This window comes from Acidisoma cellulosilyticum (assembly GCF_020621385.1).
GTDB lineage: Bacteria > Pseudomonadota > Alphaproteobacteria > Acetobacterales > Acetobacteraceae > Acidisoma > Acidisoma cellulosilyticum.
This window is the reverse complement of sequence record NZ_JAESVA010000012.1, coordinates 60531-87312: the sequence shown is the minus strand read 5'-3', so window position 1 is coordinate 87312 and position 26782 is coordinate 60531. Positions and strand designations below refer to the sequence as shown.

21 protein-coding genes are annotated in these 26782 nt (G+C 65.3%); 10 read left to right on the top strand and 11 right to left on the bottom strand.

What is annotated here, in order from left to right; genetic code table 11:
- Positions 1 to 93 precede the first annotated feature (93 nt).
- The 6 genes from ACELLULO517_RS23845 to argH all read right to left on the bottom strand — a co-directional run bounded on the left by ACELLULO517_RS23845 (position 94) and on the right by argH (position 10145).
- Positions 94 to 1497: an FAD-binding oxidoreductase gene (locus ACELLULO517_RS23845; RefSeq protein ID WP_227309946.1), complete on the bottom strand. Its 1404-nt coding sequence runs from the start codon at positions 1495 to 1497 to the stop codon at positions 94 to 96.
- A gap of 68 nt (positions 1498 to 1565) precedes the next feature.
- On the bottom strand, positions 1566 to 4592 hold the full coding sequence (locus ACELLULO517_RS23840; RefSeq protein ID WP_227309945.1) for a Hint domain-containing protein: 3027 nt from the start codon (positions 4590 to 4592) through the stop codon (positions 1566 to 1568).
- Positions 4593 to 4781: 189 nt separating this feature from the next.
- Positions 4782 to 7244, bottom strand: a complete 2463-nt coding sequence (locus ACELLULO517_RS23835; protein WP_227309944.1) for a DUF4175 domain-containing protein — start codon at positions 7242 to 7244, stop codon at positions 4782 to 4784.
- The gene (gene lysA, locus ACELLULO517_RS23830) at positions 7211 to 8569 is read right to left on the bottom strand and encodes a diaminopimelate decarboxylase (protein ID WP_227309943.1); all 1359 of its coding nucleotides are present in this window, start codon (positions 8567 to 8569) and stop codon (positions 7211 to 7213) included. The genes ACELLULO517_RS23835 and lysA overlap by 34 nt, the downstream gene beginning before the upstream one ends.
- Positions 8570 to 8571: 2 nt before the next feature.
- Positions 8572 to 8700 carry a hypothetical protein gene (locus ACELLULO517_RS28770; RefSeq protein ID WP_264481640.1) on the bottom strand — a complete coding sequence of 43 codons (129 nt, stop codon included), beginning with the start codon at positions 8698 to 8700 and terminating at the stop codon, positions 8572 to 8574.
- Positions 8697 to 10145, bottom strand: a complete 1449-nt coding sequence (gene argH / locus ACELLULO517_RS23825) for an argininosuccinate lyase (protein ID WP_227310011.1) — start codon at positions 10143 to 10145, stop codon at positions 8697 to 8699. Before argH ends, ACELLULO517_RS28770 begins: the two co-directional genes overlap by 4 nt.
- Positions 10146 to 10166: 21 nt before the next feature.
- Between argH and ACELLULO517_RS23820 the strand changes: the two genes are divergently transcribed.
- The gene (locus tag ACELLULO517_RS23820; RefSeq protein WP_227309942.1) at positions 10167 to 10748 is read left to right on the top strand and encodes a TlpA disulfide reductase family protein; all 582 of its coding nucleotides are present in this window, start codon (positions 10167 to 10169) and stop codon (positions 10746 to 10748) included.
- A 17-nt stretch (positions 10749 to 10765) separates the two neighbouring features.
- Here ACELLULO517_RS23820 and ACELLULO517_RS23815 read toward each other — a convergent pair whose 3' ends face one another.
- Complete coding sequence (locus ACELLULO517_RS23815; protein WP_227309941.1) at positions 10766 to 11479, bottom strand: SDR family oxidoreductase; 714 nt, start codon at positions 11477 to 11479, stop codon at positions 10766 to 10768.
- A 205-nt stretch (positions 11480 to 11684) separates the two neighbouring features.
- Between ACELLULO517_RS23815 and ACELLULO517_RS23810 the strand changes: the two genes are divergently transcribed.
- Positions 11685 to 13454, top strand: a complete 1770-nt coding sequence (locus tag ACELLULO517_RS23810; RefSeq protein ID WP_227309940.1) for an ATP-binding protein — start codon at positions 11685 to 11687, stop codon at positions 13452 to 13454.
- Positions 13455 to 13527: 73 nt separating this feature from the next.
- The gene (locus ACELLULO517_RS23805) at positions 13528 to 15987 is read left to right on the top strand and encodes a tetratricopeptide repeat protein (RefSeq protein ID WP_227309939.1); all 2460 of its coding nucleotides are present in this window, start codon (positions 13528 to 13530) and stop codon (positions 15985 to 15987) included.
- A gap of 104 nt (positions 15988 to 16091) precedes the next feature.
- Here the strand turns inward: ACELLULO517_RS23805 and phaR are convergent, their stop codons facing one another.
- Positions 16092 to 16760, bottom strand: coding sequence for a polyhydroxyalkanoate synthesis repressor PhaR (gene phaR, locus ACELLULO517_RS23800; RefSeq protein WP_227309938.1), 669 nt, complete (start codon positions 16758 to 16760; stop codon positions 16092 to 16094).
- 140 nt (positions 16761 to 16900) lie between these two features.
- On the opposite strand from phaR, the gene ACELLULO517_RS23795 reads away from it, so the two are divergent.
- The 6 genes from ACELLULO517_RS23795 (at position 16901) to ACELLULO517_RS23770 (ending at position 23706) form a co-directional block, all read left to right on the top strand.
- A complete protein-coding gene (locus ACELLULO517_RS23795) occupies positions 16901 to 17392 on the top strand; it encodes a hypothetical protein (RefSeq protein WP_227309937.1) in 492 nt (163 codons plus the stop codon).
- Entirely contained in the window at positions 17322 to 18413 is a 1092-nt protein-coding gene (locus ACELLULO517_RS23790; protein WP_227309936.1) for an alpha/beta fold hydrolase, read from the top strand. Before ACELLULO517_RS23795 ends, ACELLULO517_RS23790 begins: the two co-directional genes overlap by 71 nt.
- 123 nt (positions 18414 to 18536) lie before the next feature.
- Positions 18537 to 19709 carry an acetyl-CoA C-acetyltransferase gene (locus tag ACELLULO517_RS23785; protein ID WP_227309935.1) on the top strand — a complete coding sequence of 391 codons (1173 nt, stop codon included), beginning with the start codon at positions 18537 to 18539 and terminating at the stop codon, positions 19707 to 19709.
- Positions 19710 to 19894: 185 nt separating this feature from the next.
- Positions 19895 to 21097, top strand: coding sequence for a pyridoxal phosphate-dependent aminotransferase (locus ACELLULO517_RS23780; RefSeq protein WP_227309934.1), 1203 nt, complete (start codon positions 19895 to 19897; stop codon positions 21095 to 21097).
- Between the two features lie 136 nt (positions 21098 to 21233).
- Positions 21234 to 22436: a pyridoxal phosphate-dependent aminotransferase gene (locus ACELLULO517_RS23775; RefSeq protein ID WP_227309933.1), complete on the top strand. Its 1203-nt coding sequence runs from the start codon at positions 21234 to 21236 to the stop codon at positions 22434 to 22436.
- 154 nt (positions 22437 to 22590) lie between these two features.
- Complete coding sequence (locus ACELLULO517_RS23770) at positions 22591 to 23706, top strand: substrate-binding periplasmic protein (protein WP_227309932.1); 1116 nt, start codon at positions 22591 to 22593, stop codon at positions 23704 to 23706.
- A 361-nt stretch (positions 23707 to 24067) separates the two neighbouring features.
- On the opposite strand, the gene ACELLULO517_RS23765 is transcribed toward ACELLULO517_RS23770, so the two are convergent.
- The gene (locus ACELLULO517_RS23765) at positions 24068 to 24604 is read right to left on the bottom strand and encodes a GNAT family N-acetyltransferase (RefSeq protein ID WP_227309931.1); all 537 of its coding nucleotides are present in this window, start codon (positions 24602 to 24604) and stop codon (positions 24068 to 24070) included.
- A 224-nt stretch (positions 24605 to 24828) separates the two neighbouring features.
- Here ACELLULO517_RS23765 and ACELLULO517_RS23760 point away from each other — a divergent pair, with 224 nt between their 5' ends.
- Complete coding sequence (locus ACELLULO517_RS23760; protein ID WP_227309930.1) at positions 24829 to 25233, top strand: VOC family protein; 405 nt, start codon at positions 24829 to 24831, stop codon at positions 25231 to 25233.
- A 16-nt stretch (positions 25234 to 25249) separates the two neighbouring features.
- Here ACELLULO517_RS23760 and ACELLULO517_RS23755 read toward each other — a convergent pair whose 3' ends face one another.
- Together ACELLULO517_RS23755 and ACELLULO517_RS23750 are read right to left on the bottom strand one after the other, a co-directional pair.
- The gene (locus ACELLULO517_RS23755; RefSeq protein WP_227309929.1) at positions 25250 to 26401 is read right to left on the bottom strand and encodes a GNAT family N-acetyltransferase; all 1152 of its coding nucleotides are present in this window, start codon (positions 26399 to 26401) and stop codon (positions 25250 to 25252) included.
- Positions 26402 to 26451: 50 nt separating this feature from the next.
- Positions 26452 to 26697, bottom strand: coding sequence for a hypothetical protein (locus ACELLULO517_RS23750; RefSeq protein ID WP_227309928.1), 246 nt, complete (start codon positions 26695 to 26697; stop codon positions 26452 to 26454).
- Positions 26698 to 26782: the final 85 nt, after the last annotated feature.

Below are 26782 nucleotides of genomic sequence, written 5' to 3'. Positions count from 1 at the left end.
TCCAGTCCTTGGGCGCCCCAACGAATGGATGCCCGGCTCTGGGGCCGGGCATGACGATATTAGGGACAAGCTTCAGTTAAAATCAGACAAACTCTAAAGCACCCGACCCGGCGACAGCAGCCCCTTGGGGTCCAGCAACTGCTTCAACCCCCGCATAAGGGACAGCTCAACCTCAGGCGTCACGTCCAGAAACGCATGGCGCTTGGTACGGCCGATGCCATGTTCCGCGCTGATGGAGCCCTGAAAGCGGGCGGTCAGCTCAAACAGCATCGTCTCGCATGCCTCATAGCGATGCTCGGTCACCGGCTCGGTCAAATCCGGTTGCGGCAGCACGTTGTAATGCACATTGCCGTCGCCGACATGGCCGTAGGCGATCGGCCGCAGGTCGGGGAAACGCGCCGCCATCTCGGCATCCGCCGCCGCGATGAACTCCGCCAGCTTGACCTGGGGCACGGACACATCGGTGCGCAGATGGATGGGCGCGACGCGATACTGCGCGTCGACCAGGTCTTCGCGGATGCGCCAGAAGGCCGCGCGCTGGCCTTCGCTTTCGGCCAAAGCACCGTCCAGCACCAGCCCGTCCTCCATCGCCGTTTCCAGAAAGCGTTCCAGGCGCGGCCGCAAATCCAACCCGCCGCTGACCGAGGTCTGCAGCAGCACGTAGCAGGCGGCCGGCGTCGATAGCGGATGGCGGTTCTCGGGGAAGGTACCGATGGTCAGATCCATGGCCGGCTGCGTGATCAGCTCATAGGCGCCGAGCAGATCGCACAGATCGCGCCGCGCGCGGCCGAACAGCGTCAGCGCGGCCTCGGCCGAGGGCAGGCCCAGAAAGGCCGTTTCCAGCTGCGTCGGACGCGGGAACAGTTTCAGGGACGCCGCCGTGACGATCCCGAGCGTGCCCTCCGCACCGATGAAAAGCTGCTTCAGGTCATAGCCGGTATTGTCCTTGCGCAGCAGGCTGATCCCATCCCAGATGCGCCCGTCCGGCAGCACCACTTCCAGGCCCAGAACCAGCTCGCGCATCATCCCCCAGCGCAGCACATTGACGCCGCCGGCATTGGTCGAGACATTGCCGCCGATCTGGCAGCTGCCCCGCGCGCCGAGCGACAGCGGGAAGAAGCAATCGGCGTCCAGCGCGGCGTCGCTCACGCTTTGCAGAATGGCGCCGGCCTCGACCACCATGGTGAAGCCCACCGCGTCCAGGCTGCGGATGCGGTTCAGCCGTTCCAGGCTGAGCACGACCTCATCCCCGTCGCGGCTGGGCGGTGCTGCCTCCACCAGGCCGGTATTGCCGCCCATCGGCACGACAGGCTGCCCGCGTTCATGGCAAAGCCGCATAATGGCCGCGACCTCCGCCGTATCGGCCGGCCGCACCACGGCGCGCGCCTTACCCGTCCACCAGCCCTTCCAGTCGGTCACATAGCGGGAGACGCTGTCCTCGGTCGTCAGAACATGGGCTGCACCCACAATGGCGGCGAGTTCTTCTTGGATCGACATATCCCCTCCGGCTGGTCCAGAGGGGGCAGCATGGCCGCATCGGCAGCGCCGGGCAACCTCAGCCCTAGTCAGGCCGCCACTTGAGCGCCCGCCGCCAAACGGGCGCGAAGACGCTCCACCACCGGTCCCGTCACGACCAGCGGCGCATAGCCGGCGGCGTCCTGAAATAGCGTGAGGTCCCGCGCGTCGGCCCCCCAGGCCGGATGCAGCCTCACGGCGCCCACCGTATTGGCGAAAGAGCTGCGATCGCCCTTGTCCAGATAGCTTTCCACCGGCAGACCTTCCGCCAGCAGCACGTCATGACCGGTCAACTCGACATGGAAATAGGTAACGGTCTCAACCGGCATCTGCGCGATGCTGTGGCCGTCGATGAGATGCTTCACGGGGATCAGCGCGCCCTCGGCGAAGATCGCGTGATCGGGCGACAGATACAGATCACGCACCGGCATCCCGGCCCCGAATGCCCCGGCCAAAATGCGCACCGGCCAGACGGCACGCGGATTGGGATGGCGCGCGCAATCGACGTCACGATGACCGATCCATTGCACGCTCTCGACACGATCATCGGCCGTGACGACAAGAATGCCCGGCCGCAGATCCTCGACCGCGATCAGCCCGGCGGGCGTCGCAAGGCGCGTGCCGGCGGCGAAACAGGCGACGACCAGGCTATTGTCGGCGGTTGGATTATCCGCCGCGTCGACGGTCAGGACCAGATCACCGCTTTGCGCTGACACCGGTGTCAGCGCGCCACCCACGTCGAGCGTATCGGCCATGGTGACCGTATAGGTGCCATTGCCGAAATCGGCCTGTCCCGTCAGCCAGTCGCCGTCGGCGTCCGCCAATGCCGTGATGGTGCCGACGACCGACCCGCCGTTCATCACCGTCAGCAATGCCGTGTCATCGCCATTGGTCTTGTTGGTATAAGCATTGACCCAGCCGGTTATCACGCCGCTGCCGGTGATGGAGCCGCTGACCGGTGCCGTTCCCGTCCAGCCATAGCCGGTAACGGGGCCGCCGGCGCCATCGGTGATGGTCGCGGCGGCCGGGTTATAGCCGGTCCAGCCGAAGCCGAAGGCATCGCTGGTCGTGGTGATGGTATTCGTGGCTTCCGCGGTCTGACCGGCCAGCGCCGTCAGGCTGCCATCCGACAGCGTGCCGACCACGGGTGCTGCCGGCGTCGGCAGATTGTTCATCGTTCCCGTGACGGGCACCGCCAGATTGGGATTGAAGGCGACCGTGCTGCCGGTCGAGAAATTCAGCTTGATATTATTGACATATTGCGTGGTCTGCCCGGTGGGCGAGACGGAGGCCAGGCCGTCCACCACCACCGCCCCGCTCTGCCCGGCATAGTCCAGGTTCTCGATCTGGCCGGAACTGCCCGTCGTCGCATAAAGATTGAACGTCTTGCCGTCGCTCCCGTCCGCGCCCGCGACCGTCAGCTGATACCAGGAGACACCGCTGGCCGCCGTCGGCAGGCCCGCGATCACCATATAGCCCGGCGCGCCGCTCGACCCACCGGCGCTCGCGCTATAGCCGCCACTGCCGTCAGGCGTCAGCGTCCAGCTCTGGAACAGGCCACCGCTACTGGCGCCGTCGAAAGTCACCGTCGTCCATTGCGGAACGTCGCCGGTATCGCTGGTCAGAATGCTGAGGACGATGGTCGCATCGGGGTCGAGTTCGACACCCTGGTTATCGGCAACCGCCGAATAGAAATTGAGAAGAAGACTATTGCCGGGGACCTGCTCGGTGGGCACCGCATAGCCGCCGGCGGGCGGCGCGATATAGGTATCGCTCGTCGGCGGCGTATAGCCCCCCGGCGTCTCGCCATCCGCATAGACCGTCAAATCTATAGTTGATACATCACCGCCATTCGGATCTTCCATCGATAGCAGCGGGCCGCCTGTCGTGTATTGGCTCATCAAGGCATCGGAATAGGGCGAGCCGTAGGAATTCGAATTGTCGAAGAATATCTGGGAATAAGGGTCATAGACCTGCGTGCCGGCGGGCAGATCCAGCGTCGAAGTTCCGTGATTGCCGAACGCATAGTCGGGCAGCCAATTGTCGTTCTGGTTCAGGTCGATCGGCGTCGCAATCTGCGGGTTCTGCGGTGTCCCGACTTCGCCGTAATACCCGCCCGTGAAACCGGTCAGGAACTGGGCCAGAACCGCGCCCCATTGATTGTTCGCGCCGACCAGCATGGTGGTGATGAGCGTCGAATCAAGACTGTCGCTGCTATAGATGCTGACCGAGCCGATCTGCGAATAGGCGTTCTGCGCAATCTCCGCCGGCGTCAGCGCGATATAGCCTTGGATCTGGCTATCCGCGAGCGGCACCAGCCAGAAAATCTTTTCGGCCGCGTCCCATTGCAGCTGATAGGCATAATAGCCGCCATTATGCCAGACGCCTTGCGCATCCGGCGCACCATTGAACTGACCGGAGATCAGGATGTCCGACGCGGTCGCCGTATTTTCCAGCGCCGCGATATAGGCGTTCCAGGCGGTCTGCGGAAAGGCCCCGACATCGGCTGGCGTATCCGCCTGATTGGATTCCGTGGGTGAGGTCGACATGCGGAAATCACCCGCAAGCGCGCCCTCGCTATAGGTCGATACCGCATCGCTGCTGATGCTGCCGATGTCGGCGGCGATGGTGTCGCCGCTGACCCCATAGCCGACGCTGCCGTTGACGTCCGACACCGCCATCGGCAGGCCGAAGCCGTTGACCGAAGTCAGGTTACCCGCGTCCGACCCGTTGTCGAGCAGCGTGACCTCGAAACTATCATATCCGAAATCATCGGCCGCCGCATTCGTCGGGTTGATATAGGCCTGGCTCTCGATATCGGTGGCGAGGGTCGACGGCGTGCCGGGGTCGACGCTTTGCACCACGACATAGAGTTTGCCGCCATCGAGCGTGTCGGAACCGTCGGTCAGGGTAATGTCGTAACTGCCGTCGCTGGAAATCGCCCCGTCATTGACGAGCGTCGTCTCCGACACGAAGCCGTTGCTGTCGAAAAGAACCGCATAGGCATAGACGCCGGATTGATCCAGCTCCGCCTGCAAGCTCCCCGTCAGGGTCACGTCCAGCGTTGTCCCGCTCATTCTTATTGGGTCCCGACATGATGGCGCAGCGACAGCGCCGCAGGATGGCATGACTGCCCGTGGTCGCGAACGTTACATTCTTGTATTTAGCCAGGGTTATTTTGCACGCGGCTCGTAAGCGGCGCGCATTCGGTCATGACTGAACCGTAAAATTATTTCGATCCCGCGACATAAACGCGACCAGCACGATCAGAAGGGTTGCAACAACCGCTCGATATAGTCGAGCTCGCCCGGCGACAGGCTAAGGTCGCCCGCCTTGCTGCGCAGTTCCTGCAGAATGGCCCGCAGCCGCGCCTGTTGCAGACCGTCCGGCAGGCGGATATCCGCGCCGTAACTCACCCCCTGGCCATTGGCCAGCGGCCGGCCCAGCGGATCGGTCAGGCCATTGCCGGAGGAGAAACCGTCCAGCGGCATCTCGCCGCCTTGGCCCTGGCCATTGCCGGCACCGATCTCGAAACCGCCGCCCTGGCCCGGCTGGGACGAAAGCTGCCGGCCCAGCGCGTTGGCCGCCTGTTGCAAAGCCTGCAGCGCCTGGCTTTGTGCCTGCCCCGCCGGCGCGTCCTGCCCTTGCCCAAGCTGCTGCGCGGCCTGACCCATGGACTGGCCTGCGGCCGTCATGCCGGGGCCGACGCGTCCCGCCATGGCCTTCGCGGCGCGCTGCAAGGCGGCCTGCGCCGCCGCATCCTTTTGCTGACCGGCCGGGTCAGGCGAGCCCGACTCCGCGCGGCTTGTTGAACGGTCAAGCAACTGCGCCTGCGTCTTCATCATCTGCTGCAGACTGCCGAGGTCCTTCTCGGCCTGCGCTCTGGCCGCCATCTGCTTCGGGTCCGGCTGCGCGATCCTGGCCTGGGCGAGCTGGGCCAGGCTTTGCTGCAACTGCGCCATGGCCTGACGCATGGCATTGATATCGCCCGCCTTGGCGGCCGCCTGCATCGCCTGCAACTGCTGGGCAAGCTGGCCGAGATCGAAAGGCTTGCCGGCGCTGCCGACCTGGATCTGACCGCCCTGGTGCTGCGCCATCTGCATCAGCGTCGACAGATGCTGCAGGATCGCGGACTGCATCTGCTGCATCAGCTTCGTCAACTCGGCCGCGGATGCGCCATTGCCCTGCAGCGCATTCTGCAAGGCCTTCTCGGCCTGGTTCAGGGATTGCGCGGTATCGGCGGCGTCGCCCTGTTCGAAATGCAGCGCCACCTGCCATAGCGTGTCGATGATATCGGCCGGCACTTGCGCCTGCCTGTCGCGCAACAACTGCCAGCCGGCGCCGAACAGTGGCAAAGTCGCACTCGCCTTCTTGCCAGCCAAGCTCGCCGTAGCGGCGGTATCCAGAATGGACCGCACAACGGCGACGCGCTGGTCGCGGTCGCGCAGACCCGTCATCTGCACCAGCCCCTTGCGGATCGCGATGACACGGCGGGCATAGGGATCGATGAAGCGCCGCTCGGGCAGCACGACCGTTTCTGCCGTCGAACGACCGGTCTGTCCGGCCGCGTCCTCGGCATCCAGCTGCATGGAAACCGGCAGGCCGGCCCAAGGATTGGCTGAAAGATCCGTCACCTGCACGCCGTCGACCTTGGGCGCCGGACCGTCCGGCATGGCGAGCGTCAGCGACAGGCCCGGCGCCGTCAGATGGCCGATCAGATGCGCCGTCATATGGGCCGAGACGACCGCGTAATCATCGACCGCGTGCCAGGGCAGGCGCAGACTATAGCCGTCGCTGTCCGGCCCGGGCAGACCGGCGAAACCGATGATGGGGGGGACATCTGGCTGGATTATGATCTGCCAACGGGCCAGGCTCTCGCCACGCCCCCGCAGCACGAACAGCCCGCTCTGGTCCAGCGTGCTTTCCATCTGAAAGCTGTCAGCGTCCAGCGCATGGAAGCGGGCGGCCAGCCCGTCCAGCTGCGGCGCGCGCGTGACGCCCGAGACGGTCACGGTCAGGCGCGAGCCTTTCGGCAGGGTCACACTATCGGCATGCGCGGGCAATAGGACCGGCGGTCGTCCGGTATAGGGCGGCGGCGTCACCCAGGCGGTGATGCCGGGCGGAGGGGCCGGGGGTCCCAGCAGCAACAGCGGATTGAAGGTGAAGGCATTGGTCAGGCGTGGCTGCGCCATCGGACCCGCGAGCCAGAGGCACAGGATCAAGGCGGCAAGGATGCCGCCGCGAAAAGCGAAGCGGCCGGGCGTCGTCCGCCAGGGCCAAGGCATTCCCACCCGCAGGCGCCGCGTGCTCGCCAGGACGCGCGCCCGATGGGCCCGCCACAGCAGATCGCTATCGGCATCCGTCTGCGCCGGACTGTCGAGCAGGGCTGCGATCGGGTCATGCTTAAGGCCGGAGGCGCGGGTCAGCCGGGCCTGGGCATCGCGCTCATCCGGCCAGCGGATGCGGGCGATACCGATGCCCAGCGCGACGAGCCCCGCCAGGACATCGACGAACACCAGAATGGAATTGACCGCGATCCCCAGGCGCTGCGGCAGACCCAGCAACGCCACGCAGAGATAGACGGCCCATAGGCCGAGCGGTGGCCAGATCACCGGCCACACCGCCTCGAAGACCAGAACCGCGCGGGCCACCCGCGCCCAGCGGATCAGCCGGCGCGGCAGATGGGTCGCGCGGGTCAGCCTGTCTCGCCTGCCGTCTCGGTCAGCCATGCCGGCACTGTCTCACGCGACCAGAGTTCCGTCACCTGCTGTCTTGGCGTGATGGTGGTCCAGCGGTCGCCGTCGACCAAAGCCGCCGCCGCGAAGGGCCGCGCGTTATAGGTGGAGCTCATCACCGCGCCGTAAGCCCCGGCATCCAGTATCGCCACCAGCGCATCCGGCCCCAACGCCGGCATCAGCCGGTCTTTCGCGAATGTATCCCCGGTCTCGCAGACCGGACCCACGATATCGACGGGCGCCTGCGGGCCTGCCGCGACCGCCGCTGCAACCGGCACAATGCCGTGCCAGGCGTCATACATCGCGGGGCGCACAAGGTCGTTCATCGCCGCGTCCAGCACGACGAAATCCCGGTTGCCGGTCTTTTTGGCGATGATGACGGATGACAGCAGCACGCCCGCCGGCCCCACCAGCCAGCGGCCGGGCTCCATCATCAGATGCAGTCCAAGACCGCCCAGATGCTTGGCCATCACCCCCGCATAGTCGTCCAGCGAGACACCGGTCCCGGCCTCGTACGAGATACCGATGCCGCCGCCGCAATCGAGACGGCTGATCGTGTGGCCCGCCGCACGCAGCCGGGCAACCATCCCGGCCATGCGGGCGAAGGCGGTATCGAAAGGCTCGGTCGAGACGATCTGGCTGCCGATATGCATGGCGAGCCCCACCGGGTTCAGCCCCGGCAGGCTGCCGGCATAGGCATAAACGCTCTCGACCTCAGCCCAGGCGATGCCGAACTTGTTCTCGGCCAGGCCCGTGGTGATCTTGGCATGGGTCTTGGCATCCACGTCCGGATTGACGCGCAGCACCAGATCGACCTGGCGCCCGGCCGCCACGGCGACGGCCGAAAGCATGGCGAGTTCTTCGCGGCTCTCGACATTGACCTGACCGATCCCCTCTGAGACGGCGAGGGTCAGGTCGCGAAAAGACTTGCCGACGCCGGAATAGACGATATGGGCGGCCGGGATGCCGGCATGGCGCGCGCGCGCCAACTCACCGCCGCTCACCACATCCGCCCCCGCGCCTGCCGCCGCCAAGACAGCGAGAATGGCGAGATGGTCATTCGCCTTCACCGCGTAATGGATGTCGGTGCCGCCCAGACCAGCCTTGGTCAAAGCGGCGCGCAGGGCCGCGAGCCGCGTGCGGATGGTATCGGCGCCATAGACCCAGACGGGCGAGCCGAGGTCGGCGGCAATCTCGGCAAGGGCAACGCCTTCCAGCATCAAACCCTTTTCGGCGTCCATCGTCAGATGCGGGCGCGCCGCGATCAGCGCGGCGGAATCGGGCTCAGCCCCCGGCAGGGGGCCAGAAAAATCTGCCATGGTTACTGCGCCGGATAGGTAAGGCGCGGATAGATGACGTCGGACGCCGGGCCCGGCGGTGCATTGGGGCCGACCTTGCCGCAGGCGGCCAGGGAGACGAGCACGCCGGCGAGGATGAGAAGGCGGATCATGCGGCGTCTTCCTGGTCCAGAATTTCCTGCCAGCGTGCGGCTTCCCGCGCCACATTGGCGGGGGCCGTGCCACCATGGCTGGTGCGCGACGCGACCGAGGCCGCGACCGTCAGCACGTTATAGACATCTTCGGTGATGCCGGGCTCGACCGATTGCATGGCCGCGAGATCAAGCTCGGCCAGATCGATGTCGCGCGACTCGGCCAGCGCCACAAGGCGGCCGGTGACGTGATGGGCCTGGCGGAAGGGCAGTTTCAGCGTCCGCACCAGCCAATCGGCCAGATCCGTCGCGGTCGCGAAGCTCTGCCCGGCAGCCAAGGCCATGCGGCTGAGTTCGGGCATCAGGTCGCGCACCATGCCTTCGGTGGCCGCGAGGGACAAAGCGAGCGCGTCGGCGGCCTCGAAGACCGGCTCCTTGTCTTCCTGCATATCCTTGCAATAGGCGAGCGGCAGGCCCTTCATCACCGTCAGCAGAGCGACCATGGAACCCGTGATGCGCCCGGTCTTGGCGCGGACTAGCTCGGCCGCATCCGGATTGCGCTTCTGCGGCATGATGGAACTGCCGGTGGTGAAAGCGTCCGACAGGCGGATGAAGCGGAAAGGTCCGCTGCACCAGATCACGATCTCTTCCGCCAGACGGGACAGATGCGTGGCACAGATCGCGGCGGCGGACAGAAATTCCAGCGCGAAATCGCGGTCAGAGACCGAGTCGAGGGAATTGGCGGTCGGCCGGTCGAAGCCCAGCGCCGCCGCCGTGGCGTGCCGGTCGATGGGGAAGGACGTGCCGGCCAGTGCGGCCGCGCCCAGCGGGCTTTCGTTCAAGCGCTTGCGGCAATCGGCCAGGCGCCCCCGGTCCCGCGCCAGCATCTCGACATAGGCCATCAGGTGATGCCCGAAGGTGACGGGCTGGGCGGTCTGCAGATGGGTGAAGCCCGGCATCGGGTCGCCGGCATGCTCGGCCGCGCGCAAAACCAGCGCCTGCATGGCGGCGGTCATCTGACGGTAAAGCCCGTCGATCGCGTCCCGCACCCAGAGTTTGAAATCGGTCGCCACCTGATCGTTGCGGCTGCGCCCGGTATGAAGGCGGCGGCCGGCATCGCCGATGCGATCGGTCAGCCGCGCCTCGATATTCATATGGATATCTTCCAGCGCGATATCGAAGGGGAATTGCCCGGCCTCGATCTGCGCGCCGATCTCGGTCAGCCCGGCCGCGATCGCCTGCTCGTCCTCCGGCGTCAGCACGCCGGCCTGGACCAGCATGGCGGCATGGGCGCGGGACCCCCGGATGTCCTGGCGCCACATCCTTTTGTCGAAACCGATCGAAGCGTTGATATCGCTCATGATTTGAGCGGGACCGGCGGCAAAGCGGCCACCCCATTGCGCATTGGCGCCGGAGGGGCTTGTCTCACCCGACGGGGTCGCAGGGGCCGGATGCGGCTGGCTGATATCGGTCAAGGAGCTATCCTAATGAGCAAGAAAGTTTCGCGCCGCCATGCGCTGATCACGACCGCGGTCTTGGCCGCCGGGGTGATGACCCGCCGGGCAGAAGCGCAATCCCTTGGCAGTCTGGATGCGCTCACCCGCCTGCCCTCCGGCGCGACCCTGCCGACGATCCAGTTCTTCACGCCGGACAACCAGAAGCTGACGCTCGCCCATTACCGCGGCAAGGGTGTTGTACTCAACCTCTGGGCCACGTGGTGCGGCCCCTGCGTCGCGGAATTGCCGACGCTGGACCGGATGGCGGGGGCTTTGGCGTCCCAGAACATCGTCGTGCTGCCGGTCTCCTCCGATGCCGGCGGCGCCGCGCCGGTGCAGAGTTTCTATGACAGCCACGGTATCGACAGCCTGCCCATCCTGCTCGATCCCGGTGGGGCTATCCTGCAATCCTGGCACGTGCCGGGCATTCCGCTGACCGTCATCTTCGACCGCAACGGTCATCCCCGTGCCAAGCTATTGGGTGCGACGGATTGGAGCACGCCGCAGGCCCTCGCCCTCGTCACATCCCTCACCGGGCCCGATCTATCGGCCGAGCCGGTGGTCAAGATCTGAGGCGGCCGGCACCGTACCTATTCCGCGTAAATCATCTTCCGCGTCATGCCGCCGTCGACGACGAATTCGGAGCCGGTGACGAAACCGCTGTCCGGCCCCACCAGCCAGGCGACCAGGCTCGCGATATCCTCCACGCGTCCCACGCGGCCGGCAGGGTGCTGGGCGTGGTCTTCCTCTGACAGCGCGCCGCCATGCGTGTCGATCCAGCCCGGGCTGACGGCATTGACCCTGATGTCGGGCCCCAGGCTGACCGCCAAAGCATGGGTCAGCGCCAGGATGCCGCCCTTGGACGCCGCGTAGCTTTCGGTATTGGGCTCGGATTGATGCGCGCGGGTGGACGCGATGGTGACGATGGCGCCCTTGGCCTGTCGCAGCAACGGCGCCGCCGCACGGGCCAGCAGGAAGGTGCTGGTAAGGTTGGTGCCGAGGACCGATTGCCATTCCGCCAGGCTCAGCGCCTCCAGCGGTTTGCGGATCATAAAACCGGCATTGCAGATCAGGGCGTCCAGCCGCCCTTCCCCGGTCGCGATGCCTGCCACCAGCCCCGCCACGTCCGCCTCGTCGGACACATCACCCTCAACGAAGCGATGCGGCAAAGGCAAAAGACCGACCGGTTTCTGTCGATCGGCGATGACAGCGCGCCATCCATCGCCTACCAGACGTTCAGCGATGCCGCGCCCTATGCCACGGGCGCCGCCGGTGATGAGGACGACGGGTTGAGACGAAGCCATGGCGTGCTTCCCTTTTCAGACCGGACATAGTGATTTGGCGAGACCAGCCGGCAAGACAACCGATCGTGTCGCGCGTTTTACGGTTGCGCCTCAACAAGCGTCCGCCTTACTTCAAATTAAGTAAATGTTGCGCCGCAAAACGTTAGTTTGCGGCAGATGCTAACCTTTCGTTAGGATTACTCCTATCGACAGACCCGGAGTGAGAATGTCCGACAGTTCCATGATCGCGCCCCTCAAGGTGGCTAACGAAGCCTTCCTTGTCTCCAGCATGATCGAGCGCTGCCCCAAGACCATGATGATCCGGGAGTTGGTGGTGAACGGGCTGGAAGCCGCCGCCGGCGCGGCGCCCGGCCAGCGTCAGGTCGTCATCGGTCCCAGACAGCATGAAGGCGCCCGCAAGCTCCGCATCTGGAACACGGGTCCCGGCCTCAATGCCGCGGAGCTGCTGCAGATCACGGATCTCGCCTCCTCGCTGCGCAAGCAGAACAGCCTGGACCAGAATTTCGGGATGGGCGCGAAGGTCGCCTCGCTGCCGTCGAACCGGCACGGGTTGCGTTACCGCTCCTGCGTCGACGGCCGGGTCAGCGAAGTTGTGATGGGCTACCGCGACGGCACCTACGGACGCCTGCGGGTGGGTCCCGACCGGGCCGAGGTCATCGATGCGACGCAGGCCTGTCTCGCCGAGGGCGACTATGACCTGTCGATCGATTGGACCGAGGTTCTGCTCGGCGGCAATAGTGCCGATCAGGATACGGTCGCGTCACCCTACGGCCCGTCGCTGAAGTCCGCGCCGGACTGGATGGGCGCCTATCTGGAAAACCGCTTCTTCCGCCTGCCGCATGACGTCAGTCTGACCCTGATGCCGGCGATCTGGGGCGGGGCCGCACCGCGCGCGATGGTCGGGCTCGACGACCGGCAGGGCGAATTCGGCCGTACCGAAACCCGCACCACGCCGAGCGGCGTGAAGATTCATTATTTCTATGATCCGCCGGAGGGCGAGAGCACGCAATCGGCCAAGGGCGCGATCGCAACCAGTTCCTCGCGCGGCGCCGTCGTCTTCCGCGACGAGATGTACGACGTCCGCGCGGGCGATGGCTGGCTGCAGGATGCGCCGAATTTCGGCGTGCCTTTCGGCGCCAAATACGTCTCGGTCTTCGTCGAACTGCCGCATGACTATCTGGTCTGGCCGGAAGCCTATCGCCAGTTTCTGCGCTTCCGCGGCAACGACCAGCGCCAGGTCCATATTGCCGATTTCAGCGCGCTGGTGCGGAGCTATATGCCGGCCTGGCTTGCCGAGATCATCCGCAGTTTCGGTCCCGGCCAAGCCAATTACCTGGACGATATCAGCGACGAGCTGAAGGCCCTGCTGGCCGACCTGAAGGTGCCGCTGACGCCGCAGGCGCCGGTGCCGGGTGCGCCCGTTCCGCCCAAGCCGCCCGAAGCCGCCAAGCCGCCGGCCCCGCTGCCGCCGGTCGCGGACGACAAGCCCAAGCCGCCGCCGGCGCCACCCAAACCCCCGGCACCGCCGAGCTTCGAGCGCCCGCCCGAGATCATCGGCTTGCGAACGCCCGAGCAGATCAAGGAACGGGCCTTGGAAGGGCGGGCCGCGAAATTTTATCCCCAGTCGCACCAGATTTTCATCAACCTGTCCTACCCTGCGGTCACGGACATGGCCGCGACCCTGCTCTCGGAAAGCATGCTGCAGGCCAGCCCGCAGGAAGAGGAAGGCCGCCGTATCGCGACCGAGACGGCCGAATGGGCCCTGACCAAACGCATCACCCGCGCCGTCGTCTACAGCATGTCCAAGAAAGGTCTGGGATGGCGGCCGGAGGAGGTTTCGCGCAGTCAGTCCACAGAGAGTCTCAGCCTCGTCGCGGATGATTGGGCGGGCGCCCTGGAAATGGCGCGGACAAGATTCCAGGATCGCGTGGCAGCCGAAATTCCCAATGCTATGCCACACTCAGCCGCGGCCTGATGCGCCGGACCGTCTTTCGTCATAGGATGATCGACAACGCCCACCCGATCCAGACCATGGAACTGATTGACCGATGAGCGATTACACCGGCCCAAGCGTCGACCCGACCAATCCCGGCATGACGCTGCGGGTGACTGCCGAACTGATCCGCAACGGCGATTTCGCGACAGCTGAGCAACTACTGAGCTGGGCTTTGGATTTCAATCCGGAGCATCCGGGGCTTCTGCGTCGCCTCAGCGACATGCGCTGGGAGGAAGGCAAGCCCGAGGAAGCGCGGCAATGGGCGGAACAGGCCGTGACGGCAGACCCTGCGGACCCCGAGAGTTACGCCCATCTCGGTCAGCTCTGCATCCGCGACGGACGCTATGCCGACGCGGCCGAGCTTCTTGTCCGTGCCGTCGAGATCAAGCCTGACAATACCGGATATCTGCGCCGGCTGGCGGATATCATGGTTCATCTCGGCCGCCGCGACGACGCGCTCGCCCTGGCGGAGCGCGCGGCACAGCTACGGCCGCAGGAGGCTCAGGGCCATCTTTTCCTGGCCAACCTGCAGCAACGCTACGGGGATTTCGACGGGGCGGAAGCCTCTATCCTGACCGCGATCGATGCGGCGGCGGAGAATGCCCCAGCGCTGCGGCGCATGGCCGAATTCCAAGCCACCCGTGGCGATCTCGACACCGCCCTTGTCTGGGCACGGCGCGCGCGCGAGACCGAGCCCGATGGCCCGGCCAACTACGATCTCGAAGCCCGTCTGGCTGCCTCCGCCGGCGATCATACGGCCGCGGAAGCCGCGCTGCTCCTGGCCGTTTCGCTGGATTCGGCGGTAGCCCACCATAAGCGTCGCCTCAGCGATACTTTGATGCGACGCGGCGACTGGGACGGCGCCTTTGCCTGGGCCGAGCGCGCCATCGCCGATCATCCCGCAGACCTTATGAACCATAATCATCTGGCGCAGATCCGCGGCTCGCAAGGTAGGCATGACGACGCCTATGCCACGCTGGAAGCGGCAGTAGCGCAAGCCGGCAAGCCGAGCGATGCCGCCTTTCTGATGCGCCGGCTGAGCCAGATGGCGCAGCAGAAAACGGCTCAGGCCGATGCACTGGCCTGGGCGGAACGCGCCGTCGCCGCCAATCGCTTCGATGCCGACAACCATGCCTATATCGCCGGTCTTTATCTGCAGCAGGAGAAGCTGGCCGAAGCCCGTCAGGCCGCGGACCGCGCTGCCCAACTCGCCCCCGGCAATCCCATCCATCTGCGGCGGCTGAGCGATCTCGCCTGGCGCGCCGGCGAGCAAGGCGAAGCGATGGACTGGGCTGCCAGGGCCATTGTGGTCCATCCGACCGATGTGGCGAACCACACCCATCAGGCGATGCTTCTGATGCGTCGGAATCAGGCCGAGGGTGCCGAGGCATCGCTCGCCCGTGCGATCGAACTGGCGCCGTCCGACATCGCCCTTCTGCAGCGGCTCAGCGATCTTAAAATGCGCATCGGGAAACCGGGCGAGGCCTTCGCCTTGTCTGAGCAGGCGATCGCCGCGCAGCCGGGCGATCTCGCAGGCTACAACCACCTTGCCGGCTTGCATTTGCGGCAAGGTGATCCGGCCGCGGCGGAAGTGGCGTTGAACCGCGCCCTGGAAGTTGCGCCGACGAATGTGCCGCTTCTGCGCCGGCTGGCCGATGTGGCGCTGCGGCGGGGTGACGAAGCCGAGGCTGCGACATGGTTGCACCTCGCCATCGAAACGGATCCGAACGACCCCGCCAGCTTCAACCAATTGGCGTCGCTGGAATTCACGCGTGGCGATCACGCTGCGGCGGAAGGGGCTCTCACGCAGGCAACCGCCGTCGCGGGTGATAACCCGGCCTTCCATAGCCGGCTGAGCCATAGTCTCAACCGGCGTGGCGACGAGGCGGGGGCCTTGTATTGGGGCCAGCGCATGGTTCAGGATTTCCCCGCGGATCCTGCCGGCTTTCAGCAGATCGGCACGCTTCACCTCCAGGCCAACCGGCTGGACGAGGCGGAGGCTGCGTTCCTGCAGGCGCATGCCATTGCCGCGACGCCCGCTCAGGTGGTCCTACCCTTGCAGCGTCTGAGCGATATCGCGATGCGCCGACAAGACATTGGCGCGGCTCTCACCTGGGCGATCAAGGCGACCGAGGAAGCGCCGGGGGAAGCCTCGGCCCATGGCCATCTTGCCAATCTTCACCTCAATGCCGGCAACCTGCCGGCAGCCATGACCGCTGGCCAGACCGCCGTGGATCTCGCGCCCGCCGATGCCGGCGCGCTGCGACGGCTGAGCGATATTGCGCTGCGCCGGGGCGAAACCGGGCAGGCGCTGGAATTCGCGCGCCGTGCGGTCGCGGCCAATTCGGCCGATTCGCTGAATCACTACCAGCTCGCCAATGTCCTGCAGGCCAGTGGCGACACGGCGAATGCCCTTCTATCCGTGGAACAGGCTCTCAAGCTTGCGCCGGAGAATGCCACCTTCCTGCGGCGCGCGGATTATTTGCGGGCATTGGCGCAGACGGCGGCCTGATCGCGGCCTTCGCGGAGACAAAAAAAGGGGCGGCCTGCATGGGCCGCCCCTTTTTCAATTCGATCCGTCACCAGATCCTGGCGCCAGCCCGGTCACCAATCTCGTCAATCGGCGGCCGTTCGTCCGTCGAGCTTGGTCTTGGCCACAGGTTGATCCGCAAGCTGCGCCCGGGTTTCACCCAATTCCTTTTGCAAACGAGCCAGCTCGCCGCGCAGCAAGGTCAGCTCATGCTCGACATTCGGGTGCTTGGGCTGCGCTTCGGCCGAAGGCTCGGACGTCGCCTCGGGCTCGCGGTAGAACGGCGTGAACATGGTCATCGCGCGTTCCATCATCGCGATGTTCTGGCGGCTGACCTGCTCCAGATCGAAGGGAAAGAGAGTACCCACCGTCTGCTGCATGGCCGCGCGGACCTGCTGCTGCTGCTGGGTGAAATTGGCCATCGACTGCTCAAGATATCGCGGCAGCACACCTTGCATGCTGTCGCCGTAGAAGCCGATGAGATTGCGCAGGAAAGCCGTGGGCAGCAAGGCACTGCCCTTGCTTTCCTCTTCCACGATGATCTGCGTCAGAACGCTACGCGTGATATCCTCGCCCGACTTCGCATCGTAGACGATGAAATCACGCCCTTCCCTGACCATCATGGCAAGGTTGTCGAGCGTGATATAACTGGAACTCTCGGTATTATAGAGTCGTCTATTCGCGTATTTCTTAACCACGACGGGAGGCTTCACGGGTGCGTCTGGCGCCCCGGCAGGCTTTTCACCTTGCGACATCATTCACTCCAGCACCGGCTTGTCATTGGACGGTAGCATGATGAACCATGCCCCACGGTAGCCGCCGATTCCATATGACTATAGGGCTGATCTGCGCTGAAGAACAGGATTTGTCCGCGCCTCTGGGGTAAGAGGACGGCATGGATCAGTGTGACGACAAACGACCGGACGAGACTGCGACCGGGAAGGACAATGCCGCGGATGCGGATTTTCGTGCCCTGGCCGAGGATTGGATTGCCATATGGCAAAGCGAGATAACGGCCTATCTGAACGACCCGGAGACCCAGGCGCAATGGTCCGCCATGGTGGCGCTGTGGGGCGAGGCCGCCCAGGCGATGATGCGTGCCGTGCCCCCTGCTCCCGGTTTCGCGCCCGCGCATGACCGCAAGCACCCATCCGAACACAGCGCGGCGCAACCTGCCCGGGCTGATGCTGCGGCGCGGGCCGCGCCCGCTGCTGATGCATCTGAGCCTCGCGATGATGAAGTCCGCCGCCTTGAGCAGCGCGTGGCCGAGCTGGAACGCCGGCTTGGCAGCCGCGACGGCGATGCCGGGCGTCCCGATGCAAGCCGCAGCCGCGGCCCGGCTGACGCAAATCGCAGCCCGCGTCGCGGCGGGCGGGCCCGCGGCTGAGGCAAAGTTTGCCCAGACCCTGCTGCATCAGGTCTGGGGGGAGGATCGTGCCTTCCTGGCCGGGATCGCCGCCTATCGCCGCCATCCCTATCAGCGCCGCGTCGCGGAGCCGCTGGCCGTCTGGCAGGAGGGTAATAGCCATCTGCTGGACTATGCGCCGGGCAGCATAGACCCCGTCGTGCTGGTGGTGCCCAGCCTGATCAATCGCGCCTATGTCCTCGACCTCAGGCCGCAGGCGTCCCTCATGCGCTTCCTGGCCGGTTCGGGCCTGCGGCCCTTGCTGCTCGATTGGGGCGCGCCGGGACGGATCGAAACGAGCTTCACTCTCACGGATTACATCGCCGGTCGGCTGGAGCGGGCGATCCAGGCCATCGGCAAGCCCGTCATCCTGATCGGCTATTGCATGGGCGGGTTGCTGGCGCTTGGTGCTGCCCTGCGCCGGACCGACGCGGTGCGCGGTCTCGCCTTGCTCGCAACCCCGTGGGACTTCCATGCCGAAGACGCGACCCACGCCCGCACATTGGCTGGCCTGCTGCCGGCCTTGGAACCGGCCATGGCGCTGACCGGCACGCTGCCGACCGATCTGTTGCAAATGCTGTTTGCCTGCCTCGCACCGTTCGAGACCCCAGCGAAATATCGGCATTTCGGGACGCTCGATCAGACAGGCGCTTCAGCCGAGCTTTTCGTCGCCCTCGAAGACTGGCTGAATGACGGGACTCCCCTCGCGGCCCCGGTGGCGCGAAGCTGCCTCGGCGAATGGTATGGCGAGAACAGAACGGCGGCCGGTCTGTGGATGGTCGCCGGCGCGCCGGTTCTGCCCGAGACCTTGAAGGTGCCGAGTTTCGTCGCCATTCCGAACCGTGACCGGATCGTCCCGCCGGCCTCCGCGATGGCCCTGGCGGACCGTCTGCCGGGCGCCAAAACCCATCGGCCGGCGGCGGGCCATATCGGCATGGCGGCCGGACGGCGGGCGGAGACCGAGCTGTGGCGGCCGCTGCGTGACTGGTGCGCCTCACTCTGACGCGGGACTGTCATTGCGCTTGCCTATGGTGCCAATCCGCCGGAGGAGCCTAGATTACGCTCAGTTGGACTAAGCGCAGGACATCGAGAAAAGGGACCGGCAAAGGTCCCAGGGAGCATCGCCATGGATGACATCGTCATCGTCTCCGCAGCCCGCACGCCCGTCGGCAGCTTCAACGGCGCCTTCGCGACCGTCACGGCGCATCAGCTGGGTGAGGTCGCCATCAAAGCCGCGCTGGCGCGCGCCGGACTTTCGCCGGACGAGATCGACGAGGTCATCCTCGGGCAGGTCCTGACTGCCGGCCAGGGCCAGAACCCGGCCCGTCAGGCTGCCATCCTCGCCGGCATTCCGGAAAGCCGCACCGCCTTCGGCATCAATCAGGTCTGCGGTTCGGGCCTCCGCGCCGTGGCGCTGGCCGCCCAGCAGGTCCTGACCGGGCAGAGCGACATCGTCCTTGCCGGCGGCCAGGAAAGCATGACGCTCTCGACGCATTGCGCCTATCTGCGCGCCGGCACCAAGATGGGCGATCTCGGCCTGGTCGATACCATGATCAAGGACGGGCTGTGGGATGCCTTCAACGGCTATCACATGGGCATGACGGCCGAGAACGTCGCCCGCGAATTCCAGATCACGCGCGAGCAGCAGGATGCCTTTGCCGCCGGCTCGCAGCAGAAGGCCAGCGCCGCGCAAAAGTCCGGCCGCTTCGCGGACGAGATCGCGCCCGTCACGGTGAAGGGTCGCAAGGGCGACGTCATCGTCTCGGACGACGAATATATCCGCCATGATTCGACGGTCGAGACCATGGCGAAGCTGCGCCCGGCCTTCACCAAGGAAGGCACGGTGACCGCCGGCAACGCCTCCGGCCTCAATGACGGCGCGGCTGCGCTGATCGTCATGTCCGCCCGCGAAGCCGCGCGCCGCGGGCTGACGCCGCTGGCCCGCATCGCGTCTTTCGCCACCGCCGGCGTCGATCCGAAGGTGATGGGCACCGGCCCTATCCCCTCCTCCACCAAGGCGCTGGCCCGCGCCGGCTGGAAAGCGGCTGATCTGGATCTGATCGAAGCGAACGAAGCCTTCGCCGCCCAGGCCTGCGCGGTGAACCTGGAAATGGGCTGGGATTCCGCAAAGGTGAATGTGAACGGGGGCGCCATTGCCATCGGCCACCCGATCGGTGCCTCCGGTGCCCGCGTGCTGACGACGCTGCTGCATGAAATGGTCAAGCGCGACGCCCATAAGGGCCTCGCTACGCTGTGCATCGGCGGCGGCATGGGCGTCGCCATGTGCGTCGAGAGATAGGTCCGAAATGAGTCCGAGTTGACAGTGGTCAACTCGGTCTTTTCAAAGAGTTATCGCATTAACTCCCGGAAAGGTTCGGGAGCCCGCGGCCGATGGGCGGGCTTCTGGTCTGCATGGCCTGCGTTTGCAGCCGACCGGAGCGCGGCTTAGGGTTCGGTGCCGTTTCCACAAAGGTGTATTGAGCCGTGAGCCTGACTGCTGAGCGACTGGACCGCGTGAGCCCCAGCCAGACCATCGCCATCTCTTCCAAGGCGCGCGCCTTGAAGGCGGCGGGCCGGGATATCATTAGCCTGTCCGCCGGCGAGCCGGATTTCGATACGCCCGACAATGTCAAAGCCGCCGCGATCAAAGCCATTCAGGCCGGCGACACCAAATATACCGACGTCTCCGGCACCGCCGCGCTGCGGCAGGCCGTGATCGCCAAGTTCAAGCGCGACAGCAACCTGGACTATGCACCGAACGAGGTGATGGTCTCGACCGGTGGCAAGCAGGTCATCTTCAACGCCATGCTGGCGACGCTGAATGCCGGTGACGAGGTCGTCATCCCCGCGCCGTGCTGGGTGAGCTATCCGGATATCGTGGCGCTGGCCGACGGCAAGCCCGTCATCGTGCCCTGCGGCCAGAACAGCGGCTTCAAGCTGACGCCGGCCGATCTGGAAGCCGCCATCACGCCCAAGACCAAGTGGCTGATCCTGAACAGCCCGAGCAACCCGACCGGTGCGGCCTATTCGGCGGCCGAGTTGAAGGCGTTGTCGGAGGTGCTGCTGCGCCACCCCAATGTCTGGGTGATGACCGACGACATCTACGAAAAGCTCGTCTACGACGATTTTGAGTTTGCAACCATCGCGCAGGTCGAGCCGGCTCTGAAGGACCGCACGCTGACCATGAACGGCTGCTCCAAAGCCTATGCCATGACCGGCTGGCGCATCGGCTTCTGCGGCGGCCCGGCCACGCTGATCAAGGCGCTGGACAAGCTGCAGAGCCAGTCGACCTCCAATACCTCCAGCATCAGCCAGGCGGCGGCGGTCGAAGCGCTGAACGGTCCGCAGGATTTCCTGAAGGATTGGGTTGCGACCTACAAGGCGCGCCGCGATCTGGTGGTAGAGATGCTGAACAAGGCCGAGGGCATCCATTGCCTGACGCCGGAAGGCGCCTTCTACGTCTTCCCCTCCATCGCCGGTTGCATCGGCAAGACCAGCCGTTCCGGCGCGGTGATCACGGATGACGAGGCTTTCGTGACGGCGCTGTTGGACGAGGAAGGTGTGGCCACCGTGCACGGCACGGCCTTCATGTTCCCCGGCTATTTCCGCATCTCCTACGCGACCGATACCGAATCGCTGACCAAGGCTTGCGAGCGCATCCAGAATTTCTGCGCTGGTTTGAAGTAAGACTGCGTTAAATCGTCGCCCGCCGGCTTGACCGGCGGGTCTACCCGCCCCGGCGCCTCGACGGCGTTTGGGCTCCGCCAAGGGTAGACCCGCGCATCAAGTGCGCGGGCGACTACTGTTTGGTGAGAACTGTTCGATGCCCGCTTTGTCGCAAAGGCTCGGCCGCGCCGAGACCGCCGCTGCCGTCGTGATGTCCACCCGCGCGCGGGAAATGCGTGCGGCCGGTCACAACGTCATTTCGCTCGCGATCGGCGAGCCGGATTTCGCGACGCCCGAGGTCGCGATCGCAGCGGCCGCCAAATCCGCGCGCGACGGGCTCACCAAATATCCGCCTGTCGACGGATTGCCCGTCCTGAAGACGGCCATTCAACGGAAATTCGCCCGCGACCAGAAGATCGATTTCGCCTTGAACGAGATCATGGTCTCCAACGGCGGCAAGCAGGCGATCTTCAATGCCTTCGCCGCGACCTTGGATGAGGGTGATGAGATCGTCATCCCTTCGCCCTATTGGTCGAGCTATGCCTTGACCGCGCAATTCCTCGGCGGCGTCGCGGTACCCGTCTCCTGCCCGGAGAATAACGGCTTCCGGCTGCGGCCCGAGGATCTGGACGCGGCCATCACCCCGCGCACGAAATGGGTGGTGCTGAACGCGCCGAACAACCCGACCGGCGCCGCCTATTCGGCCGAGCAGTTGCAGGACCTGGCGGCGGTCCTGGAACGGCATCCGCATGTCTGGATCTTCTCCGACGAAATCTACGAACATCTGCGGTATGACGGCCTCGGGTCGATCAGCATCGCGGCGGTCGCCCCTCAACTCCGCGACCGCACCCTGGTGATGTCGGGCGTGTCCAAGACCTATGCCATGACCGGCTGGCGCATCGGTTTCTCGGGCGGTCCGGCAGCGCTGATCCGCGCCATGACAGTGGTGCAAAGCCATGCGACGGCCGGCATCTCGACCGTGGGACAAGCCGCCGCCGCCGCCGTGCTGGACGCGCCGCAGGCGATGGTGGCCGAGATGGTCGCGGCCTATCATCGCCGCCGCGACATGGTGGTCGCCATGCTGCGCCGTGCCCCCGGCATGACCTGCGCCGTGCCCGAAGGCGCCTTCTACGTGTTCCCCTCCATCGCCGGCTGTATCGGGCGCACCACGGCCGGCGGCCGTCCGATCGAAACAGATCGCGACTTCGCCGTGGCGCTGCTGGAAGAGCAGCATGTGGCGCTGGTCCATGGCGCTGCCTTCGGCATGAGCCCGCATGTCCGCATCAGCTACGCGACCGATGATGCCTCGCTGGAAGAGGCCTGCAACCGCATCATCCGCTTCTGCGAAGACCTGCGCTGACCGACGGCCGGCGTCCGCGCGGCCCCGTCTCCCAACTGGCTCCGTCTCGCAACTGGCTCCGTCATCGATTCTTCTCTCGATCAGTGGGATGTTGCGCTGCGATAGCGTCAAGGTAACACTGCCTCGTCAACATCCTGTCGCCGGAAGCCCTGCCGTGACATCTCGTCGGTTCGCGACACTGCCTTGGCTGCTGGCCCTTTGCATGCTGCTTTGGGCCATGGGCCAAGCCAGCGCGGGCGCCGCCGAGCCTGACAGTGCGCGCAGCGGCACGGCCAAACCCCTGGTCGTTCGCGTCGCTACCTTGGACAATCCGCCTTATGCCTCACCGGGTCGGAACGGGCCGCACGGCATCAGCATCGCGGTCTTCAATGCCATCGCGGCGAAAAACGGCTGGGCGGTCGAATATCTTCCGCAGCGAACGCTGAACGACCTGACGAATGCGATCATCAGCCATCAGGCCGATATCGGGATCGGCGGCATAACGCCGACGCCCGAACTGGCCCTCGTCGTTGATTTCAGCGATGCCAACCAAATCGTGCCGCTTGATCTGCTGGTGAAAAAGGAAGGTGTCTGGTCAAGGCGGCTGGAGACCATCCAGAGCATGACGCATCTGTTCGTCAGCAGCGAGATGCTGTTGCTCATCCTTGTGGGCCTGGTTGCCGTCCTGATCGGCGGATATGTCATCCGCCTGATCGAACGGCGCCGCGATCCGGACATGTTCCCGCGCGAGTTTCGGCATAATGCCTGGTGGGCCGCGCAAACGCTCGTCGCCCATAATTGCGGCAGCAAGCTGCCGAGTTCCGAGCGCGGACGCTATGTCGCGATGCTTCTGATGCTGGGCGGCACGGTCTTCACGGCGGAGATCACTGCCGTTCTGACAACCAGCCTTGCGGCCTCGTTCCGCGCGACAGCCCCCATCACCAGTATCGGCGATGTCGAATCCCGCCTGGTGGCGACCGTCCGGGACTCCTACGCCAAGACCTGGCTGCAGCAGAACCTCATCAACCTGCGCACCTATCGCTCCGTCGACGAGAGCGTCACGGCCTTGGAGCATGGCCAGGTGTCAGGCGTCGTGTCCGACGAATTGCCGCTGCGGCGGGTATTGAACACCCATGCCGATCTGGAGATCGTCGGCGACAGCTTCGGCAGCCATCCGCATGCCTTCATGGTCGTGAAGCGAAGCCCGTTATTGCCGGCGCTGAACCAGAGCATCGCCCAGCTTCTGAGTTCGCAAGACTGGGCGAAGCTCCGCGCGGATGGCGGAGAGTAATTCAGGATTGGCCTCAAAGACTTAGATTCAGCCGGGTTTTAATAGATATTCGTCATCCGCGCGCGTGTTGCGCGGGCTACCCGCCGCGGCGCCCGGACGGCCGCTTGCCTGCACGCATGGGTAGACCCGCGGAACAAGTCCGCGGGCGACAGATTTGGGGCGTTTCCGGCTAGAGTCCGTCAGGTTTAGGTGGAAACGACCCCTTGTTCCGTCATGGCCGGGCTTGACCCGGTCATCCAGTCCTTGGGCGCCCCAACGAATGGATGCCCGGCTCTGGGGCCGGGCATGACGATATTAGGGACAAGCTTCAGTTAAAATCAGACAAACTCTAAACCTGACGGACCGCCAGCCGACGGCCGCGTCACGCAAGCCGCGCGACATAATCCTCGCGCGCCAAGGACAGACGGCGGTAGAGGGCGCTTCCCCCGTCGGCGGGCGCGAAGCCCAGCTTCGCCGCCACGCGCAGGGACCCGGCATTCGCGTCCATGATATCGGCAACCAGACGGGGACAGCGGAGGGTGCGGAAGGCATGGGCCAGGATCGGCTGAGCAGCCTCCGTCGCGATCCCCTGCCCCCAGTATTCCGGCCGCAGGCGCCAGCCGATTTCCGTCTCCGGCCCTCGCGCATCTTCCGGGATCAGCAGCACCCAGCCGAGGAAGCCTTGCGGTTGGCCGCGCAGGCGGATCGTCCAATAGCCCAGACCGGCCGGATAAGGCCCGCTTGTGCGCCGCTCCACGAATAATCGATGCGCGTCCGGATCATCCCAGGGGCCTGCCACATGAAGGGTCACGCCCGGTGCCCGGTCCATCGCCAGGCAGGCTTCCGTCTCCGCGATTGACCGCGGCGTAAGGCGCAACCGGGCCGTTTCGAAAACCGGCAGACCGGTCAGTCTTGCCATGCCTGTCCCCTCCTCAGATCTGTGCCCCGCCGCGCCGGGCCGATGCCGCTTGCTTGCGGACCAATATTTTCGCAACCTCCGGCGCGTGCCATGCGCACGAGACAAAGCGATTGAAAGGGGCTCCATGCCCGACCGAGCCCCCGCAGCCTCACAGCTGCACAGACTTGCCCACTACCAGAAGACCGAGGCCGGAATACCGGCCCGAACCGCCACCGGAGGCTAAGATGGATTTCAGCCAGCTCCAGTCGATCAGCGATATCTGCCTGCTGGTCCAAAACCTGGACCGTTCGATCGTTTTCTATACCGAAAAGCTGGGCTTCACCGTGACCCGACGGACGGAAGGCTTCGCGGCCTTCAACAGCCAAAGCATCAATCTGGTGGTCTGGGAATCGACCCATGTGCCGGATGAGCCGCGGACACCGAGCCTGCCGCCCACGACCCGCGAGGAGCACCGGGCCTGTCTTTCGGTGAAGCTGCACTCTGGCGCGGCTGTCGATGCGCTGTATGAAGGCCTTGCCGCGCGCGGCATTCCCTTCAAACGGCCGCCCGCCGATTACCCCTGGGGCGCGCGCTGCTGCTATTTCAGCGACCCCGACAACTATCTGTGGGAAATCTATTCCGACGCTTGATCGCGGAATTCGGGCATCAGCCTTCATCCTTGAAGGGCGACAGTTCGGCCAGCTCTTCCATATGGCGCAGCATGGAAGGGCGTTCCTCCTCCAGGAAGGAGGCGATGGCCTGCCGCAGGCCGGAATGGGTGATCCAATGGGCGGAGAAGGTCGGCACCGGCAGATAGCCACGCTGGATCTTGTGCTCGCCCTGGGCGCCGGCCTCGACGCGCGCAATGCCGTGGGCGATCGCGAAATCGATCGCCTGATAGTAGCAAAGCTCGAAATGCAGGAAGGGCCAGTCGCCGTTGCAGCCCCAATTGCGGCCATAGAGCGCATCCGCGCCGACAAGGTTGAGGGCGGCAGCGACCGGCTTGTCGCCGTTGAAGGCCATCATCAGCACCACGCGGTCACCCAGCCGCTCCGCCAGCATGGAGAAGAAGCGCCGCGTCAGATAGGCGCTGCCCCATTTGCGGTCGACGGTCGACTGGTAGAAGCCGAAGAAGGCGTCCCAAAGCGGCTTTGTGATCTCGGCCCCCCGCAGCGTGCGGAAGGTGAGGCCGGCATTCTGCGCGTCCCGCCTTTCCCGCCGGATCGATTTTCGTTTCCGGGACGACATGGCGCCGAGAAAATCATCGAATGTGCCGTAGCCGGCATTGGTCCAATGGAATTGCGTGCCGATGCGCTGCAGCCAACCGGCCGCGCCCAGTTGCGCCCACTCCTCCTGCTCGCAGAAGGTGACATGGACGGAGGACAGGTCGAGTTCCTCGCACGCCTGGACCAATGCCTGCGCCAGCGCGCCCGCCGGCACCGTGGAGCCAGGACGGCGCAGCAGGCGCGGCCCAGGCACGGGGCTGAAGGGCACGGCCGCCTGCAGCTTCGGGTAGTAGCTGCCGCCCGCTCGCTCGAAAGCATTGGCCCAGCCGTGGTCGAAGACATATTCGCCGTAGGAATGCGACTTGGCGTAGAGCGGCACGATGCCCTGGATGACGTTCGCCTCGTCCCGCAGCACGGCATGCTGCGGCAGCCAGCCGGTGCGGGACCCGGCCGAGCCGCTGTCTTCCACCGCGCTCAGGAATTCATGACAGACAAACGGGTTGTCCGCGCCCGCGCAGGCATTCCATTCCCGCGCGTCGATTTCATGGATTGAGCTGTGGAGGCTGAGGGAGAAGCTGTCACCGTCCGGCATGGAGGTAGAATACCGCACTGCAACGCGAAATGCGATGCCGGCCTCGCGGATCAGGCCTCGATCAGGCCGAGCCGCCGTTCGATCCGCTCCAGACGCTCACCCAGCCGGTCCAGACGCATACCGAGCAAGGCGATCGATTCCGCCTGAACTGCGAAGTCGCGACGCATACCAGCTTGGCCAAGGTCAAGCTGGCTCAAGCGCGCGCTATGATCGCCCTGCGTCTGGATCACCCGGTCGAGCTTCTCATCGAAGCGGCGCATATAAGCGAGAAGAATGTTGTCGGGCTCGTCGGGCATCCACTCTCTCCTCTATGCTTCGATAAGACGAGGGCGGCGGCTGAGACGGTCATGCTGAATACCAGCGATGATGAGTTCGATCCGT

Excerpts from the sequence above, each read along its gene's own strand:
- ACELLULO517_RS23845 (WP_227309946.1), bottom strand. The coding sequence starts at position 1,497 with ATGTCGATCCAAGAAGAACTCGCCGCCATTGTGGGTGCAGCCCATGTT.
- ACELLULO517_RS23840 (WP_227309945.1), bottom strand. The coding sequence starts at position 4,592 with ATGAGCGGGACAACGCTGGACGTGACCCTGACGGGGAGCTTGCAGGCG.
- ACELLULO517_RS23835 (WP_227309944.1), bottom strand. The coding sequence starts at position 7,244 with ATGGCTGACCGAGACGGCAGGCGAGACAGGCTGACCCGCGCGACCCAT.
- lysA (WP_227309943.1), bottom strand. The coding sequence starts at position 8,569 with ATGGCAGATTTTTCTGGCCCCCTGCCGGGGGCTGAGCCCGATTCCGCC.
- ACELLULO517_RS28770 (WP_264481640.1), bottom strand. The coding sequence starts at position 8,700 with ATGATCCGCCTTCTCATCCTCGCCGGCGTGCTCGTCTCCCTGGCCGCC.
- ACELLULO517_RS23820 (WP_227309942.1), top strand. The coding sequence starts at position 10,167 with ATGAGCAAGAAAGTTTCGCGCCGCCATGCGCTGATCACGACCGCGGTC.
- ACELLULO517_RS23815 (WP_227309941.1), bottom strand. The coding sequence starts at position 11,479 with ATGGCTTCGTCTCAACCCGTCGTCCTCATCACCGGCGGCGCCCGTGGC.
- ACELLULO517_RS23810 (WP_227309940.1), top strand. The coding sequence starts at position 11,685 with ATGTCCGACAGTTCCATGATCGCGCCCCTCAAGGTGGCTAACGAAGCC.
- ACELLULO517_RS23805 (WP_227309939.1), top strand. The coding sequence starts at position 13,528 with ATGAGCGATTACACCGGCCCAAGCGTCGACCCGACCAATCCCGGCATG.
- phaR (WP_227309938.1), bottom strand. The coding sequence starts at position 16,760 with ATGTCGCAAGGTGAAAAGCCTGCCGGGGCGCCAGACGCACCCGTGAAG.
- ACELLULO517_RS23795 (WP_227309937.1), top strand. The coding sequence starts at position 16,901 with ATGGATCAGTGTGACGACAAACGACCGGACGAGACTGCGACCGGGAAG.
- ACELLULO517_RS23790 (WP_227309936.1), top strand. The coding sequence starts at position 17,322 with ATGCAAGCCGCAGCCGCGGCCCGGCTGACGCAAATCGCAGCCCGCGTC.
- ACELLULO517_RS23785 (WP_227309935.1), top strand. The coding sequence starts at position 18,537 with ATGGATGACATCGTCATCGTCTCCGCAGCCCGCACGCCCGTCGGCAGC.
- ACELLULO517_RS23775 (WP_227309933.1), top strand. The coding sequence starts at position 21,234 with ATGCCCGCTTTGTCGCAAAGGCTCGGCCGCGCCGAGACCGCCGCTGCC.
- ACELLULO517_RS23765 (WP_227309931.1), bottom strand. The coding sequence starts at position 24,604 with ATGGCAAGACTGACCGGTCTGCCGGTTTTCGAAACGGCCCGGTTGCGC.
- ACELLULO517_RS23760 (WP_227309930.1), top strand. The coding sequence starts at position 24,829 with ATGGATTTCAGCCAGCTCCAGTCGATCAGCGATATCTGCCTGCTGGTC.
- ACELLULO517_RS23755 (WP_227309929.1), bottom strand. The coding sequence starts at position 26,401 with ATGCCGGACGGTGACAGCTTCTCCCTCAGCCTCCACAGCTCAATCCAT.
- ACELLULO517_RS23750 (WP_227309928.1), bottom strand. The coding sequence starts at position 26,697 with ATGCCCGACGAGCCCGACAACATTCTTCTCGCTTATATGCGCCGCTTC.